This window comes from Peribacillus sp. N1 (genome assembly GCF_054600815.1).
This window is the reverse complement of the sequence record NZ_BAAHZO010000001.1, coordinates 1,087,387-1,103,606: the sequence shown is the minus strand read 5'-3', so window position 1 is coordinate 1,103,606 and position 16,220 is coordinate 1,087,387. Positions and strand designations below refer to the sequence as shown.

At 39.8% G+C, this 16,220-nt stretch carries 16 protein-coding genes and 1 riboswitch; of the genes, 15 read left to right on the top strand and 1 reads right to left on the bottom strand.

Features of this window, described 5'->3' with window-relative positions:
* Window positions 1-96 precede the first annotated feature (96 nt).
* The 7 genes from ACYP5M_RS05180 to ACYP5M_RS05150 all read left to right on the top strand — a co-directional run bounded on the left by ACYP5M_RS05180 (window position 97) and on the right by ACYP5M_RS05150 (window position 6,437).
* On the top strand, window positions 97-1,074 hold the full coding sequence (locus tag ACYP5M_RS05180; RefSeq protein WP_459734748.1) for a ring-cleaving dioxygenase: 978 nt from the start codon (window positions 97-99) through the stop codon (window positions 1,072-1,074).
* Window positions 1,075-1,098: 24 nt separating this feature from the next.
* Entirely contained in the window at window positions 1,099-2,046 is a 948-nt protein-coding gene (locus ACYP5M_RS05175) for a ring-cleaving dioxygenase (RefSeq protein WP_459734747.1), read from the top strand.
* Window positions 2,046-2,654 carry an alpha/beta hydrolase gene (locus ACYP5M_RS05170; protein ID WP_459734746.1) on the top strand — a complete coding sequence of 203 codons (609 nt, stop codon included), beginning with the start codon at window positions 2,046-2,048 and terminating at the stop codon, window positions 2,652-2,654. Before ACYP5M_RS05175 ends, ACYP5M_RS05170 begins: the two co-directional genes overlap by 1 nt.
* Before the next feature lie 17 nt (window positions 2,655-2,671).
* Window positions 2,672-3,280: a flavin reductase family protein gene (locus ACYP5M_RS05165; RefSeq protein WP_459734745.1), complete on the top strand. Its 609-nt coding sequence runs from the start codon at window positions 2,672-2,674 to the stop codon at window positions 3,278-3,280.
* 224 nt (window positions 3,281-3,504) lie between these two features.
* Window positions 3,505-3,607: riboswitch (SAM riboswitch) on the top strand.
* 83 nt (window positions 3,608-3,690) lie between these two features.
* Window positions 3,691-5,079 carry an S-methylmethionine permease gene (gene mmuP, locus ACYP5M_RS05160; RefSeq protein WP_434167084.1) on the top strand — a complete coding sequence of 463 codons (1,389 nt, stop codon included), beginning with the start codon at window positions 3,691-3,693 and terminating at the stop codon, window positions 5,077-5,079.
* Window positions 5,076-6,038, top strand: coding sequence for a homocysteine S-methyltransferase (gene mmuM, locus ACYP5M_RS05155; protein ID WP_434167083.1), 963 nt, complete (start codon window positions 5,076-5,078; stop codon window positions 6,036-6,038). The genes mmuP and mmuM overlap by 4 nt, the downstream gene beginning before the upstream one ends.
* Window positions 6,039-6,269: 231 nt before the next feature.
* Window positions 6,270-6,437: a hypothetical protein gene (locus tag ACYP5M_RS05150; protein WP_162878727.1), complete on the top strand. Its 168-nt coding sequence runs from the start codon at window positions 6,270-6,272 to the stop codon at window positions 6,435-6,437.
* Window positions 6,438-6,868: 431 nt separating this feature from the next.
* Here ACYP5M_RS05150 and ACYP5M_RS05145 read toward each other — a convergent pair whose 3' ends face one another.
* Window positions 6,869-7,243, bottom strand: coding sequence for a helix-turn-helix domain-containing protein (locus ACYP5M_RS05145; RefSeq protein ID WP_101225092.1), 375 nt, complete (start codon window positions 7,241-7,243; stop codon window positions 6,869-6,871).
* Window positions 7,244-7,472: 229 nt separating this feature from the next.
* Between ACYP5M_RS05145 and ACYP5M_RS05140 the strand changes: the two genes are divergently transcribed.
* The 8 genes from ACYP5M_RS05140 to ACYP5M_RS05105 all read left to right on the top strand — a co-directional run bounded on the left by ACYP5M_RS05140 (window position 7,473) and on the right by ACYP5M_RS05105 (window position 16,137).
* Entirely contained in the window at window positions 7,473-8,462 is a 990-nt protein-coding gene (locus ACYP5M_RS05140; protein ID WP_402940056.1) for an asparaginase, read from the top strand.
* A gap of 23 nt (window positions 8,463-8,485) precedes the next feature.
* Window positions 8,486-9,916 (top strand): aspartate ammonia-lyase, encoded by a 1,431-nt coding sequence (gene aspA / locus ACYP5M_RS05135; RefSeq protein ID WP_101225091.1) that lies wholly within the window; start codon window positions 8,486-8,488, stop codon window positions 9,914-9,916.
* 467 nt (window positions 9,917-10,383) lie between these two features.
* Window positions 10,384-10,911 carry a DUF4309 domain-containing protein gene (locus ACYP5M_RS05130; protein WP_434169678.1) on the top strand — a complete coding sequence of 176 codons (528 nt, stop codon included), beginning with the start codon at window positions 10,384-10,386 and terminating at the stop codon, window positions 10,909-10,911.
* A gap of 154 nt (window positions 10,912-11,065) precedes the next feature.
* Entirely contained in the window at window positions 11,066-11,509 is a 444-nt protein-coding gene (locus tag ACYP5M_RS05125) for a CoxG family protein (protein ID WP_434167082.1), read from the top strand.
* Window positions 11,510-11,680: 171 nt separating this feature from the next.
* On the top strand, window positions 11,681-11,944 hold the full coding sequence (locus ACYP5M_RS05120; RefSeq protein ID WP_054395644.1) for a metal-sensitive transcriptional regulator: 264 nt from the start codon (window positions 11,681-11,683) through the stop codon (window positions 11,942-11,944).
* Between the two features lie 207 nt (window positions 11,945-12,151).
* Window positions 12,152-13,609: a cardiolipin synthase gene (gene cls / locus ACYP5M_RS05115; protein WP_101225088.1), complete on the top strand. Its 1,458-nt coding sequence runs from the start codon at window positions 12,152-12,154 to the stop codon at window positions 13,607-13,609.
* 339 nt (window positions 13,610-13,948) lie between these two features.
* Window positions 13,949-14,698: a (S)-benzoin forming benzil reductase gene (locus tag ACYP5M_RS05110; protein WP_434167080.1), complete on the top strand. Its 750-nt coding sequence runs from the start codon at window positions 13,949-13,951 to the stop codon at window positions 14,696-14,698.
* A 176-nt stretch (window positions 14,699-14,874) separates the two neighbouring features.
* On the top strand, window positions 14,875-16,137 hold the full coding sequence (locus tag ACYP5M_RS05105; protein WP_434167079.1) for a LysM peptidoglycan-binding domain-containing protein: 1,263 nt from the start codon (window positions 14,875-14,877) through the stop codon (window positions 16,135-16,137).
* Window positions 16,138-16,220: the final 83 nt, after the last annotated feature.

Below are 16,220 nucleotides of genomic sequence, written 5' to 3'. Positions count from 1 at the left end.
TATGTTTAGTTAAATATCTCGATTTCGAGATATTGTTTACGGATTAATTCCTCTCCTTAAGGGGAGATTTATAAAGAAAAGATAGGAGTGGTACGGATGGAATTAAAAGGATTACATCATGTTTCGGCGATTACAGCTAAAGCGGGAAATAACTTTGATTTCTACACAAAAGTCTTAGGGATGCGATTAATCAAAAAAACGGTGAATCAAGATGATGTTCGTGTGTATCACTTATTTTATGGAGATCAAATTGGTTCTCCGGGTACGGAATTGACGTTTTTTGAAATTCCCAATGCTGCCCGCACTCATCAGGGAAACAATAGCATTTCTGAAATTTCTTTAAGGGTGAGAGATGATGAAGCTCTAGGATATTGGAAAAAACGGTTTGTGGAATTCAATGTTGAGCATGATGAAATATCGAACCGTTTTGAAAGGAAGGTGCTTTCTTTTAAAGATCCTGAAGGGCAGAGGCTACTTCTGGTTTCCGATCAGGATAATAACGGTGTTCAAGGGGGATCACCATGGGATGGAAGCCCGGTACCGCAAGAGTTTTCCATCCTTGGATTAGGACCGGTAAAACTTACTGTACCTAATATTGAACTAACAGAAAGTGTTCTCTCCGAGGTATTGGGGTTCAGGAAAACAGGCACATACCCATCTGCAATTAGGGGGCAAAATCCAATTGTCGTTTATGAGACAGGTGAGGGAGGAACAGGAGCGGAACTTCATATTGAAGAAAGGAATGACATTCCTCGGGAAAGGTTGGGGAGGGGTGGAGTACACCATGTTGCCTTTCGGGTGGATAATGAAGAAGAACTTAGAAAATGGATAGAAAAAATTAGTGAATCAAAATTCGTGAACTCTGGATATGTGGACCGCTTTTATTTTCGTTCACTTTATTTTAGGGAGCCGAATGGAATATTATTTGAACTAGCTACTGATGGACCTGGATTTGCAGTTGATGAAGCAGAGCAGCACCTAGGTGAGAACCTTGCCCTGCCGCCATTTTTAGAATCAAAAAGAAAAGATATTGAATCGAATTTAAAACCACTGAATACAAAATCAACTAATTAATCAAGGGGAAAGGAAGGAATCGGCATGCAAAAGCAAAATGCAGGAATACATCATATAACCGCAATTGTAGGCAATCCTCAAGAGAATTTGGATTTTTATGCTGGAGTGCTGGGAATGCGTATGGTGAAGAAAACCGTTAATTTTGATGATCCAGGCACCTATCATTTATATTTCGGAGATGAATCAGGTTCACCGGGCACTATCATCACTTTCTTTCCTTGGCCTGGGGCATACCGAGGGACAATTGGCTCCGGACAAGTGGGGATAACAACATATGCCATTCCGGAAGGTTCATTGGGCTTCTGGGAAACGCGCTTGGGTAAATTTAATATTGACTTTGAAAAGATCTCACGCTTCGGCGAGGATTATCTGGGATTTCAGGACCCACATGGATTGCAACTTGAACTGGTTGAGCGTAAAGAAGGTAAAAATAGCGAGTGGTCATTCGGCGGTGTACCAGCTGATAAGGCAATCAAGGGATTCGGCGGTGCTGTATTATTGACGTCTAAACCGATCAAAACGATGGAACTTTTAGAGGAAGTGATGGGTTTGCAAAAGATGGGGGAAGAGGGCGATTTCATTCGCTTCAAATCCACATCGGACATCGGAAATTTGATAGATGTTAAAAAAACGGTTTTGCCAAATGGGAAAATCGGAGTGGGAACTGTTCATCATCTTGCATGGCGTGCAAGCGATAATGAAGATCATAAAGAATGGAGGGAACATATCGCAAACCATGGCTATGGCGTGACACCCTTTAAAGACCGCCAATACTTCGATGCCATTTATTTCAGGGAAGATGGAGGCATACTCTTTGAAGTTGCCACAGATCCACCTGGCTTTGCTCATGATGAAACGAAGGAAACGATGGGTAGTAAATTAATGCTGCCGCCATGGCTTGAAGAAAAAAGGGAAATTATGGAGAAAACGTTACTGCCGGCAGTGCCGAGGGTACTAGAGGAGGATAAATGATGAAGCATATTTTTCAAAAAGGAAGTAATCCAGATGCACCGTTGCTTTTGCTTTTACATGGCACTGGGGGAACGGAAACGGATCTTTTGCCATTATCGGAGATGGTTTCACCGGGATCATCCGTACTCAGCGTACGGGGAAATGTACTTGAAAACGGAATGCCCCGTTATTTCCGCCGGCTGGCTGAAGGAGTTTTTGATGAAGAAGATTTGATTTTCCGTACGAAGGAGCTTTATGACTTCTTGGAATCAGCGTCCGGACAATATGACTTCGATCGTGACAGAGTGGTGGCATTAGGTTATTCTAATGGTGCAAACATAGCAGCAAGTTTGATGTTCCATTTCGAAGGGGCATTAAAAGGAGCGATTCTTCATCATCCAATGGTGCCTAGACGCGGGATTGCTTTGCCGTCCCTATCGGATATACCTGTATTCATTGCTGCAGGTAAAAACGATCCGATATGCCCCGCAGCAGAAACTGATGAACTTAATCGGATTTTACTGCAAGCGGGTGCTGCGGTGGACGTTCACTGGGAAAATTACGGTCATCAGTTAACACGTACAGAGGTTGATGCAGCAAGTTCATGGTTTCAAAAGAACTTTTTATAAGAATGAGAGGGATGAAGATGATTTCAGTAAATCCTGAAAGTCTTACAGAACGGGAAAATTATAAGTTTTTGACTGGAAGCATCATACCGAGACCAATAGCCCTGGTCACGACACAATCCGAAACCGGTACAATCAATATAGCGCCGTTCAGTTTTTTTAACATAGTCAGTTCCAATCCTCCGATGATTTCCATTTCTGTTCAACGGAAAGAAGGAGTTTTTAAGGACACGGCCCGAAATGCAATTCAAACAGGTGAATTCGTTGTTCATATCACTGATGAAGACAATGTTGCTGATGCAAATCGAACGGCCAAGGAACTCCCGTCTGACGAAAGTGAATTGGGTCTTACCAATTTCACTCAGGCTGTTAGTGATAAGGTGTCGGTACCAGGATTGCAAGAAGCGAAGGTACGCTTTGAATGCACATTGGAGCATGCGATACCTTTGGCAGGTTCCAAGAATAAACCTGGTTGTGATTTATTGATAGGGAAAATAGTCTGCTATCATATAGAGCAGGAGATTTACCATAATGGCCGAATTGACCAGAAGCGGCTAAAACCAGTAGCAAGATTAGCGGGTCATACTTATACAAAACTAGGAGAATTATTTGAAATTGAAAGACCTTAAGGAATATAAGAAAAATGGCGTCATCTTTTAAGGTGTCGTCATTTTTTAAAAATTATTCCCGGTTAGCATTATTTACAATTCTATAATGTAAGCGACTGTTCCAAAAACAAGTTCATATCTATGCCAAAGGTGCGTTGATCGTTTGGATTTTAAAGGAAGTCTTTACAAACCGAAACAAAACTTGACAATTTTTTCATAGATTGATAAAGTTATAAAAAAATAATTTCTTATCCAGAGAGGTGGAGGGACTGGCCCTATGAAACCTCAGCAACAGGTCTGCAATGACACTGTGCTAATTCCAGGGGGTGAAACCTTGATAGATAAGACCGTACGTGTTTATTTGTCAGTAACGCACTCTTTTTTAGAGTGCGTTTTCGTTTTTTCTGGATGCAAGATAAAGGAGAGTAAGAATGGAGAACAAAAGGAAGCATGATTTTCAAAGGAAAATGCAGGCACGGCATATAATAATGCTATCGCTTGGCGGGGTGATTGGAACAGGTTTATTCTTAAGTTCGGGTTATACGATTCAACAGGCAGGCCCGTTTGGCACCATCCTTTCGTATCTGATTGGGGCATTAGTGGTTTATCTAGTCATGCTATGTCTAGGGGAACTGGCAGTACATATGCCCGAGACAGGTGCGTTTCATAGCTACTCAGCTAAATACATAGGTCCTGGGACAGGGTATACAGTAGCCTGGTTGTATTGGCTAACTTGGACAGTTGCACTTGGTTCGGAATTCACGGCTGCAGGATTGTTGATGCAGAGATGGTTTCCATCAATCAATGTCTGGATATGGAGTGCACTATTTGCCATATTGGTTTTGGCATTAAATGCGTGGACCGTTAAATTTTTCGCTGAATCCGAATTCTGGTTTGCGTCTATAAAGGTATTTGCCATTGTGATTTTCATTATTTTGGGAGCAGCGGCAATGCTAGGTTTCATTCCAATAATTCATTCACAATCCGCTCCGTTATTCTCCAATTTTACAAGTGAAGGTTTATTTCCGAATGGTGCTTTTGCCATTATAATGACGATGCTTGCGGTGAATTTCGCATTCTCTGGAACTGAATTAATTGGAATTGCAGCTGGAGAAACTGTGAATCCAGAAAAAACGATACCAAAGGCAATCCGTATGACATTATGGAGATTGATTATCTTTTTTGTAGGAACCATCGTTGTATTATCCGCATTATTGCCTATTTCGGATGCAAGCGTATTAGAAAGCCCCTTTGTGGCAGTTCTTGAACGGATTGGTGTGCCATATGCAGCGGATATTATGAACTTTGTTATATTAACTGCCATTTTGTCTGCTGCAAACTCAGGACTGTATGCGGCATCCAGAATGCTTTGGTCACTTGCAGATAAGGAAACTATATCACCAATATTTGCAAAATTGACAAAACGGGGAGTTCCGATAAATGCAGTCCTTTTCAGTATGTTGGGCGGCTGCTTAGCCCTGTTTTCGAGTATTATTGCACCGGATACTGTTTACATAGTGCTTGTATCCATTTCTGGACTAGCCGTTGTTGTAGTTTGGATGAGTATTAGCATGTCGCAATTTCTATTTCGCAGACGATATATAAACGAAGGAAATTCAGTAAATGACTTAGCTTATCGAACGCCATTATATCCACTCGTACCAATCGTTTCTTTTATGCTATGCCTAGCTTCTTGCATAGGAATTGCATTTGATCCTACACAACGAATTGCACTATATTGTGGCATTCCATTTATTTTGTTTTGCTATGGAAGTTATTATCTGACACAAAACCATAAAGAAAAGAGGAGTAGATCATGAACATTAAAACTAACCCAATTGACGCTATTTTACGAGATCATTCAGTCATGATTTTAGACGGAGCTTTAGCTACAGAGCTAGAGAGGCATGGATGTGATTTGGACGACCCGCTCTGGTCTGCACGTGTATTACTTGAAAATCCAGAAGTGATTTATCAAGTGCATTCTGACTATTTTCGTGCTGGAGCGGATTGTGCGATTACGGCTAGCTACCAAGCCACTGTTGAAGGTTTCGCCCTCCGCGGAATACAAGAAAAAGAGGCTTTGGAGCTAATCAGGAAAACGGTTTTACTCGCAAGAAAAGCAAGAGATGATTTTTGGAAGGAAGAAAATCAAACGCTTAGGCCTAAGCCATTGGTTGCTGCATCTGTTGGGCCTTATGGGGCTTATCTTGCAGATGGTTCAGAGTATGTAGGAAACTATGGTGTTTCGGATGAAACTTTAATTGCATTCCATAGCTCACGAATATCAGCGTTGATTGAAGCTGGAGCTGACCTTTTAGCATTTGAAACGATTCCTTCCCTGCAAGAAGCAAAAGTATTATATTCATTATTGAAGGATTATCCAGAAGTGTATGCTTGGCTATCCTTTTCATTGAAAAATGAAAAAGCGATAAGTGATGGTACTTCACTCGAGGAGTGTACAAGATTGTTTGGGGACAGTGAGCAAATTGCAGCAATTGGCATCAACTGTGCGCCAGTTTCAAGTATCACGGAAGCCATCCAGGTGCTGCGTGCAAACACGGATAAACCAATCATTGTTTATCCGAATTCAGGTGAAACATATAATCCGGAAACTAAAACATGGCATGGGCAAGAATCATGTAACAGGCTCGACCTGAAATCTGAAGAATGGCAACATGCAGGGGCGCGTTTAATTGGAGGATGCTGCAGAACGGCACCACATCATATTGAAGACATTTCAAGAAAGTGGCGACCTTCCGTGGTGGTATCCTCCTAGCCCTTGTACTGTTTTAAAGTATGTATGATATAGACCCTAACTAAAGGAACAGGAAGCGTCATAATCGGGCGGTTCCTGTTCTTTTTGAATTCATTATTCAAATTCGAGTTATCATATCTCTTAGGCTGAAAAAGAAACCGCTTCAAAAACAGGAATAGGAGAAATTAAATCATAATATTTGTGTGCTTGGGAAAACTAAACAAACAATGAATAGAAAGGAGAGAAATGAGTATGAGCCGTGGTAAAAATTTTAATCACAAAGAAAAAGGCCATCCGGGAAATTTACCTAATAATAGAATTAGCGAAGAGAAGGAACACAGCCGGCAGTATGAACAAATCGAGGATATTGTCACACATGAAGCTTTTAAAAATCGGGAAAAAGAAGACGAGATGCCTTAAATATTTCATGTATATACGGGGGGAAAACCATGAGCTTTTGCTATGGTTTTTTCTTTCATTACTAATAAATCAGGAGGGGAACAGATATCTATCATACCTTGTTGGAAAAGGAAGTAAGCTAAATAATAAGCCGACTTTCTTCTATATAAATAATAAAACTTAAATTTCTCAGCTTGGCGCATCACGCATCATTAGTATTAGTCTTAAGTCACTAAGAAGGAAGTATAACCTGCATTGTCATCCAGAAATAATTAAGGGTAACGTCTAAAAAGGGCGAACTTAATTAATCGGAACCGGCTACCCTAACTGGTTAAAACCCTGGAATTTTTTACAGTTTTAGATATAAATCATGCCAGGTACATCGTGAATATTATAAGTACCTGATGAAGTACGGTTCGTTCCCCATATACAAGTCTTAAGCCCAATTTCTGCTATGTTTCATTTTGTTTATCGCGATTTATTTCCACTTCTCGTTTTGCTCTAATAAAAGCGATAAATTGAATCGTCTCCTCTTCAGAAAGAGAGATTCCATCAACGGCTAGCTCCATATTTGGTAAATCCGTTAATTCCATGACTTGAGGTGACTCTGTGGTAATATCTTTAGCTGGATGATCTACCCGACCTAGAATGTAATCAGTGGATGTATCATATAGGCCTGCCAATAAATTAATCGTTTCTAATGAAGGGCGGCGGTGGCCCGATTCATAACCTGCATAGGTACTCTTGGCGATTCCAAGTCTGTCAGCGGTATATTGTAAAGACCATCTTTTGGCCTTCCTTAATGATGTCAATCTATTTAAAATCATTCTTATTACTCTCCTTTTATATAAATCCATTATAACATCAAATTGAAATAAGTGTACGCGTAATGAATAATTTTAGCTTGATTTCACTATGAAACATGACTATAATAACATGTGGTGTACGCGTAACATGTACATTTGCAGCGAAACATCCTTTTCTGAAATGATAAGAATGATTGTGAAACAGGGAGGCTATATAGGGGGTAGTATATTGGAGAAGTTGAAGTCAAAAATCAAGAAGTTGATGTTGATTACTACAGGTGGTACAATTGCATCGTTAGAAGGAAAAAATGGACTTGTTCCAGAGATGAAAGCTGACGACATTTTAGGTCACCTACCGGGATTGGATTTACTATGCAAGATTGATAGTAAGCCTTTGATGAATATTGATAGTACAAATATGCAGCCGGAAGATTGGACAGAAATGGCACAATCCATCCATGAGCACTACCATGATTACGATGGCTTTGTGATTACCCATGGAACAGATACAATGGCTTACACTTCAGCTGCGCTCTCATATATGTTACAAGATTTAGGGAAACCAATCGTCATTACAGGTTCTCAGATCCCAATTGCCTTTAAAAAGACAGATGCCAAAAGAAATATCTCTGATGCAATTCGGTTTGCTTGTGAAGATATTGGAGGAGTATATGTTGTTTTTGATGGTAGAGTCATCCAGGGCACGAGAGCCATTAAATTGAGAACGAAAAGCTATGATTCATTTGAAAGTATTAACTATCCTTATATTGCTACCATATTCAAAGATAAAATTGAGTATCTAAAGCCAGTTCATTCACCAAAGAATAAGGAAGCTAAGTTAGATGCTTCCCTATGTACTGATGTTGCTTTGGTTAAGCTGCATCCCGGTATTAAGCCTGAATTCTTTGATTTCCTGAAAAATCAATGTCGGGGAATCGTAATTGAAAGTTATGGAAGCGGTGGTATTCCCTTTCAAGGAAGAAATATTTTAGAAAAATTGAATGAGTTAGTACAATGCGGAATATCCGTAGTCATTACTACCCAATGTTTAGAAGAAGGGGAAGATATGGATATTTACGAAGTTGGACGAAAAGTGAACAAGAATGTCATCATTCGTTCCAGAAATATGAATACAGAAGCCATCATTCCGAAGTTGATGTGGATTTTAGCCAAGACACGGGATCCTAAAAAAGTGAAGGAAATGATGGAAACACCGATTGCAGAGGACATCACATTCTAGAACAAACAAAGGGGCAAGAGGAAATGTTGATAGAAGAGAGAACATACCGAATCGAGAAAGACTTTCTTGGGGAAAAGGAAATTCCGGCAGATGTTTATTATGGAATACAAACTCTACGCGCTGTAGAGAATTTTCCGATTACCGGTTACAAAGTCAATGAAGAAATGATTCGTGCACTAGCGATGATTAAAAAAGCAGCCGCTTTAGCAAATATGGATACCAAAAGGTTATATGATGGTATTGGAAGCGCTATCGTCAAAGCTTCTGAAGAAGTGATTGATGGAAAGTGGCATGAATATTTCATCGTTGACCCAATTCAAGGCGGCGCAGGGACATCGATGAATATGAACATTAATGAAATCGTTGCCAACCGTGCGTTAGAACTTATGGGACACAATAAAGGTGATTATGCACATGTTAGTCCAAATAGCCATGTTAACATGTCGCAATCAACCAATGACGTATTCCCTACTGCCATTCATTTATCAACACTACGACTTTTAGAGCAATTGTTGCAAACAATGACCAAGATGAGTACGGTCTTAAAGAATAAAGCAAAACAATTTGATCATGTTATCAAAATGGGACGCACACATCTTCAGGACGCAGTGCCAATTCGCCTTGGTCAAGAATTTGAGGCTTACAGTCGTGTGTTGGATCGCGATATAAAACGAATCAGTCAATCACGTCAACATTTATATGAAGTGAATATGGGAGCAACAGCAGTGGGAACGGGATTGAACGCAGATCCGCGTTACATTGAAAATGTTGTTACATATTTAGCTGAGATCAGTAACTTGCCGCTTGTAGGAGCAGAACATTTAGTAGATGCAACTCAAAATACGGATGCTTATACTGAAGTGTCAGCTTCATTGAAAGTATGTATGATGAATATGTCTAAAATTGCTAATGATTTACGTTTGATGGCTTCAGGACCAAGAGCGGGATTAGGGGAAATCACACTTCCAGCTCGTCAACCAGGTTCATCCATCATGCCAGGAAAAGTAAATCCAGTAATGCCAGAATTGATTAACCAAGTCGCTTTCCAAGTGATCGGGAACGATAATACGATTTGCTTAGCATCAGAAGCAGGACAACTCGAGTTGAATGTAATGGAGCCAGTGCTTGTATTCAACTTATTGCAGTCAATCAGCATTATGAACAATGCTTTCAATGTCTTTACAGATTATTGTTTAGAAGGCATCGAAGCAAATGAGCAACATTTAAAAGATTATGTCGAACAAAGTGTTGGAGTGATTACAGCAGTCAATCCGCACCTTGGATACGAAGTGGTTTCACGTATTGCGCGGGAAGCGATATTAAAAGGCAAATCAGTTCGCGAACTTTGTTTACAATATGATGTACTGACAGAGGAAGAATTGGATCTGATTCTAAATCCTTATGAGATGACAAAGCCCGGCATAGCGGGAGCTTCTCTTTTTGATCGGCAATAACCAGTATATTAGTAGAATGCATTAATCTATCTTATTTTTGATGTAATGACTATGCCTTTAGGACCGTTGGTTTTAAGGCATAGTCATTTATTACATACATATGAAATGTTACCTAATCAGTTTGTCAACTCTGCTTGCGAGTATTGAAAACTGAATATTCGGTTATTTTTTTGATCGTCTATCTAAATCTTTTAGGTGTTTAACTATTCATAAAAAAACCATCTCCCTTAGAATACCTATGGGGGATGGGGAAGTTTTAAATCAGGAGAATTTATTTTAAAAAATGTGGCTCACTTGAAATGGCTTAATCGGTTTTAATATTTCATTTAAAGACTTTTTTTGAACGAAGGGTATGTGTCCAAAGTTCCGTTGAATATTAATCGTAAATGTAAAACCAAATGAAATGACATACGTATATAATGTAATCAGTCATTTCCAGGTGAAAAAGGAGGGTAACTTTGAAACAAGTGAATCGTTTTATCCGAAGCGTTACATTTCTAATGCTCGCATTTCTCATGTTTAGTGGGCAGGCTGCATTTGCTTCATCAGATTCAATTTCATCGCAATCCACGCCAGACCTTTTGATTAGGCAGATCATGGGTTTAGCCTACGAATCCCAACAATCCATTAGCAGTGGACCATTTTCTGTAGGTGATTCGTTGAAGAAAGTGGAAAAAGCCTGGGGGGCACCGGAAGATTTAAGTACCGTTGCAGCCAATTATTGGAGCCGTAATGTTCGATTCCTCTATGACGGTTCAACAGGTAGAAAGACGATTACAGCCATTGATGACTTTGATCCGAAATTGCAAACCATCCATTTATCCATGCTGAAGGAATTGATTGGTGAACCTGTAAGTGAAGTGGAGCAAGAAGGGATGTACTATGTTACTTATACCGATTTCGCAAATTATAAAGTGGTCTTCGTGTTTGAAAGCGCCTGGATTAACCCAGATCCAAGCTTGAATATGTATACGGTTGAATTTGCGTCAGATTAATAAGTAAAAAAAGGATCGTCCCTTTATTGCAGAGGGGCGATTCTTTGCTACCACCGGGAGAATTTTGTTTAAGAATCTAAACTTACCGTTCTATTCAATATTGTTCAGCCATACATTAAAAAGATGTAAGTAGAATGATTAAGGGGGATTTGCTTTGTCAGAAGGTGTGCATAGTATCATTTTACCTGTTTCAATAAAAACAGTATGGGGATTTGTAAGTAGCATAGACCGTTGGGCACCTCTTGTCCCAGGATATATCAATCATGAGATGATAAGTGAGGAGACACTTATTTGGGAGTTTAAAAGCGATTTGGGATTAATGAAGAAGAAAATTAAACTTGAAGTGAATATATTGGAATGGATTGAACCTGACAAGGTAACATTTAATCTTAAGGGATTAAATGAAAAATTTGAGGGACACGGTTATTTTTTAGCGGAACAGTGCGAAATTGGACAGACTAAAATGACAGGCTGCCTTGCGATTACGGCAAAAGGGGCCAAAGCCCCCATCGTCAATGCTTTGTTAAAAACCTACGTTCCCCAAATGACGATCGAGTTTTCTGAGGCAGTTGCACAAAGTCTCCTTGTACAAAAATAGAAATTACATATTGCAGCTGTCATTTTTGGATATTGGCACTTGACAATTATACCTTAGTGGTATGTATTATAAATTGTAATATTCTTTATAAAGCCTTTGATCAATTGAATGGTTTTTATAATGGATATCTGGATACGATTCATAAGTAATAGGCGGGGCAGGAGGCATCACATGGAGTATGATAAGCAGGTTAAAAATAGAGTGAAGCGAATTGAAGGACAGCTTCGTGGGATATTGAAGATGATGGAGGAAAACAAAGATTGCAGAGATGTAGTAACGCAGTTATCTGCCACTAGATCGGCAATCGATAGGACAATTGGGGTAATAGTAAGTTCCAATCTTGTAGAATGCGTCCGGGAGGCTAATGAATCCGGAGAAAAGAATCCCGAAGAGCTAGTTAAAGAAGCAGTGAATTTATTAGTGAAAAGCCGGTAGTGTAATTTTTAGGACGATGATGATAAGACAACCTGACCAATCTGAGAAATTTAAGTGTCCGGGGTGGATGTATTTTTTAAAATGGGCCTCTACAAGAAGAGGTCCATTTTTGTGAATTCTCTGTTTTCATTTCTGATAAGCAAATCCTTTGATATAAAGAATTTGCATGGTATCCTTAAAGGGATAAAAATTGAGTGAGGGTATGCTATGGAATTTACGCATGTTACATCGGTTTTGCTCGGCCTCGTCATCATTCTAAATATTTTATTTGCCACGATTGTCATATTTTTTGAAAGAAGAGAAGCGAGCACGACCTGGGCTTGGTTATTGGTGTTATATTTTCTGCCTGTAGTCGGTTTTATTTTATATCTCCTTTTTGGAACAAGTTTAAGGCACGCCCACTTATTCCAATGGGAGGACAAGAAGAAGATCGGGATTGAAGAGATCCTTGATAAACAGATGGAAGAGCTTTCAACGGATCATTTCCCATTTCGAAATGCTTCTTCAAGTAATTATCGTGATTTGATTTATATGCATCTCCGGAATAATGATGCCGTGCTTACTGAAGATAATCAAGTCGATATTTTTACGGAAGGGAAAAATAAGTTTGACCAGCTTTTTAAAGATATTGAAGCGGCCGAAAACCATATACATATACAATATTACATCATTCAAAGGGACGGCTTGGGTAAACGATTCATTGAAGCATTGACTAAAAAAGCGAATGAAGGCGTCAAAGTTCGGCTGCTTTATGACGAGCTGGGTTCCAGAGGGATGACTAAACGTTTCTTCAAGGAATTTAGGCAGGCTGGAGGACGAGTGGAGGCATTCTTTCCATCCAAATTAAAATTTATAAATTTACGCCTGAATTTCCGTAACCATCGAAAGCTCGTCATCATAGATGGGAAAATTGGGTATGTTGGAGGCTTTAATGTTGGAGATGAGTATTTAGGGCTTAATCCGAAATTTGGTTTTTGGCGTGATACACACCTTCGAATAAAGGGGTCGGCTGTCAAAGCCATTCAAACCCGTTTCATCTTGGATTGGAATCAGGCATCAAAGCACCATGATATAACGTATCAACCTCATTATTTCCCTATTGTAAAGCCTCAAGGAAATATAGATTTGCAAATAGTGACAAGTGGGCCGGATTCTGAATGGGAACAAATTAAAAATGGCTATATTAAATTAATTTCTTCAGCAAAAAAATCGATTCTCATTCAAACACCCTACTTCATACCGGATGCAAGTTTATTGGATGCACTCAGGATTGCCAGCTTATCAGGATTAGATGTGAAAATCATGATTCCGAATAAACCTGATCACCTTTTCGTTTATTGGGCAACAACTTTCAATGCAGGGCAGTTATTAAGAGCGGGAGCTAAGATATACATCTATGATAACGGCTTTATTCATGCGAAGATGATCGTGGTGGACGAAGAGGTCTCCTCGGTGGGGACAGCTAACATTGATGTCCGTAGTTTTAAATTGAACTTTGAAGTCAATGCCTTCATTTATGATGAAGGAATGGCAGAAACACTGACAAGGATTTTTTATAAGGATGTCGAAGTTTGCAGGCAGCTTACAATTGAAGAGTTTGAAAAGCGTTCCAAGTGGATTCGTTTTAAAGAGTCCATTGCAAGGCTAGTATCACCGATATTATAATTTTTAAACTAAACGGACCATTACTACATGGTCTGCTCAGACTGTAGACAAATTCGAAGAAAAGCGAGTTTGCCTGCAGTTTTTTTTTTTATGAAATGTTCCAGTTGTTCAGAAATCCGCTCCCTTTCAGCCGACTGTCAGCTATGCATCATCAAAGCAAGGGCCTGTGGCGTCTCGGCTAGCCATTGTTTAGGAGGAATGTAATTTCTTCAATCCATTCATAAAACCAGAAAAAACATTAAGAATCACAAGTCTTGCCTTAATGTCATGGTTCGGGATAAGCCCCTTCCGAACTCTATTTTGGTACAATAGTTTATATCCATAAAAGGGGGAAAAGTCATGAAAACGTTTATAATCACAGGAGCTTCAAAAGGTTTAGGTGCTGCCATCGCCAAAGGATGTTTGCAGACGAGTGATCATTGCATTTTAGTTTCCCGTACAGCCAATCCTGAAATGCAGCGGCTGGCTGACCTATCAGGGAAGAAACTTACATTTATTTCGATGGACTTGAATGAAACTGAAAAGTTACCTTCCTTAGTCAATGAGATTCTTGCTGCTATCGATGATACAAGTGACATTTACTTCATTAATAATGCAGGCATTATTGAACCGATAAAGACGGTAGGAGAGCTTGGTATGGTAAATTTGGAAACAAGCATGCGGGTGAATTTCATGGCACCCATCGTATTGGCTGATGAATTCATTAAACAGACAAAGGACTGGAACAGAAAGAAGGTAATGGTGAACATATCATCAGGTGCAGCAAAAAATCCTTATCATGGCTGGGCAGCCTATTGCAGTACTAAGGCGGGGCTAGAAATGTTTACACGGGTTGCAGGGGTGGAGCAGGATAAAGCGTCTTTCCCTACGTCCCTCATATCTTTTTCACCTGGAGTAATGGATACGGCGATGCAAGGGACAATCCGGTCAGCAGACGAACGGGACTTTTCCGATCGAGACAAATTTCATGAATATAAAGAGAAGGGCATGTTAAGAAGCCCCGAATTTGTGGCAGATAAACTTTTGCAGCTTCTTGAATCGGAAGATTTGGAGAATGGGAAGTTCTACGATATTAAGAATTTTCTTTAATGAATGGAAGCGTGTGAAACGAAAATAGCGTGGGGTTGTCCGTTTGGACAGCCTCTTTTTTAAGTGATCCTTTATTATATAAAAAAGCAGGATATCTTCAAGGAAATATGATAATTCGTTCTATCCAATTACCTGAATAACATAAACTTTTTTGGAGGGAGTTTGGAGGGTTATGAATGACGATCATTATTGTGAAAAAAGGTGACAGCCTTTGGGAAATTGCCAGAAAAAATAAAATTGAACCATCGAGGATAATTGAAGTCAACGGTTTGGAATCAACAGCTTTGGTTCCTGGCCTGGCATTGTATATACCTGAGGAAAAAGCGGTGGGTCGAAGGTATCTAATTAAAAGTCAGGATACCCTTACTAGAATCGGCAGTCGTTTTGGAACGAGTGCAGCGGCAATCATGGAAGCCAATCCAGGAATCGCTGCAAACTCGCTTAAAGTCGGCACGGTAATTTTGATTCCGTCCCCTTACAAAAATCAATTGATTACACTGGGTTTTGCCTTTCCGACTTCAGGTGGAATAGTATTTGAAACACTTGAGGAGAATGGTGATAAATTATCCTATTTAGCCATTGTAGCTTATTCGTTTACAAGGGAAGGAAATGCATACGTTGATGGTGATGATCTCCCGCTTATCGCGAAATGCGAGCAAACCGGGGTGACACCCCTATTGATGATCCGGAACTTTCAAGATGGTGATTTTGATGCTGATTTGGCGGGTGATGTCCTTGCTAATACAGTATACAGAGCGAATTTAATCAATAGTATGCTGAAATTCGTTAGGGAGAAAGGGTATGGGGGTGTCAGTATGGACATCGAATTCATACCACCTGCTCGGCGTTCCGATTATGTGCTTTTTTTAAAAGAATTAAAGGAGGGATTGAACGAACTGATCCTTCATGTGAACGTACACGCAAAAACAGCGGATAATCCTGATAATCGAATTGTAGGCGGCCATGATTATCGGGGGATCGGAGAGGTAGCCGATCTTGTTGCCGTAATGACCATTGACTATGGGTATCCTACTGGCCCGCCTGAACCAATTTCCCCACTTTGGTGGATGGGCGAGGTTCTTCGTTATGCTTTGACGAATATTCCTGAATATAAATTGCAGTCGGCATTTCCTATGTATGGATACGATTGGGTAGTACCAAGCCACGAGACGAAAGCCTTATCAGCTCAAAATGCCCAAAATCTTGCTATTGCAACTGGCGCTGAAATAACTTTTGACACGTCTGCGGCATCACCTAACTATGCTTATCAAAGAGAAAATTCGAATCATGTGGTTTGGTTTGAAGATATTCGATCGATAAGCGCGAAATATGAAATGATTGATGCCTATGAACTGATAGGTGCAACTTATTGGCAGATTGGTTTGGAATTCCCTCAGAATTGGGCGTTTATAGAAAAGAATATTTTGATTATTAAATAGATGAATGGGTGCAGGCGGTGAATAGAAGTGTTATATTTTTCCCTTGTTTGGTTGTGCAACTTTTATCAGGGCAAGCCAATCAC

What these genes read in the sequence shown, in the direction of transcription:
- mmuP (WP_434167084.1), top strand. Translation starts at nt 3,691, where the DNA reads ATGGAGAACAAAAGGAAGCATGATTTTCAAAGGAAAATGCAGGCACGG.
- ACYP5M_RS05180 (WP_459734748.1), top strand. Translation starts at nt 97, where the DNA reads ATGGAATTAAAAGGATTACATCATGTTTCGGCGATTACAGCTAAAGCG.
- ACYP5M_RS05110 (WP_434167080.1), top strand. Translation starts at nt 13,949, where the DNA reads ATGAAAACGTTTATAATCACAGGAGCTTCAAAAGGTTTAGGTGCTGCC.
- aspA (WP_101225091.1), top strand. Translation starts at nt 8,486, where the DNA reads ATGTTGATAGAAGAGAGAACATACCGAATCGAGAAAGACTTTCTTGGG.
- ACYP5M_RS05175 (WP_459734747.1), top strand. Translation starts at nt 1,099, where the DNA reads ATGCAAAAGCAAAATGCAGGAATACATCATATAACCGCAATTGTAGGC.
- ACYP5M_RS05120 (WP_054395644.1), top strand. Translation starts at nt 11,681, where the DNA reads ATGGAGTATGATAAGCAGGTTAAAAATAGAGTGAAGCGAATTGAAGGA.
- cls (WP_101225088.1), top strand. Translation starts at nt 12,152, where the DNA reads ATGGAATTTACGCATGTTACATCGGTTTTGCTCGGCCTCGTCATCATT.
- ACYP5M_RS05170 (WP_459734746.1), top strand. Translation starts at nt 2,046, where the DNA reads ATGAAGCATATTTTTCAAAAAGGAAGTAATCCAGATGCACCGTTGCTT.
- ACYP5M_RS05150 (WP_162878727.1), top strand. Translation starts at nt 6,270, where the DNA reads ATGAGCCGTGGTAAAAATTTTAATCACAAAGAAAAAGGCCATCCGGGA.
- mmuM (WP_434167083.1), top strand. Translation starts at nt 5,076, where the DNA reads ATGAACATTAAAACTAACCCAATTGACGCTATTTTACGAGATCATTCA.
- ACYP5M_RS05145 (WP_101225092.1), bottom strand. Translation starts at nt 7,243, where the DNA reads ATGATTTTAAATAGATTGACATCATTAAGGAAGGCCAAAAGATGGTCT.
- ACYP5M_RS05105 (WP_434167079.1), top strand. Translation starts at nt 14,875, where the DNA reads ATGACGATCATTATTGTGAAAAAAGGTGACAGCCTTTGGGAAATTGCC.
- ACYP5M_RS05165 (WP_459734745.1), top strand. Translation starts at nt 2,672, where the DNA reads ATGATTTCAGTAAATCCTGAAAGTCTTACAGAACGGGAAAATTATAAG.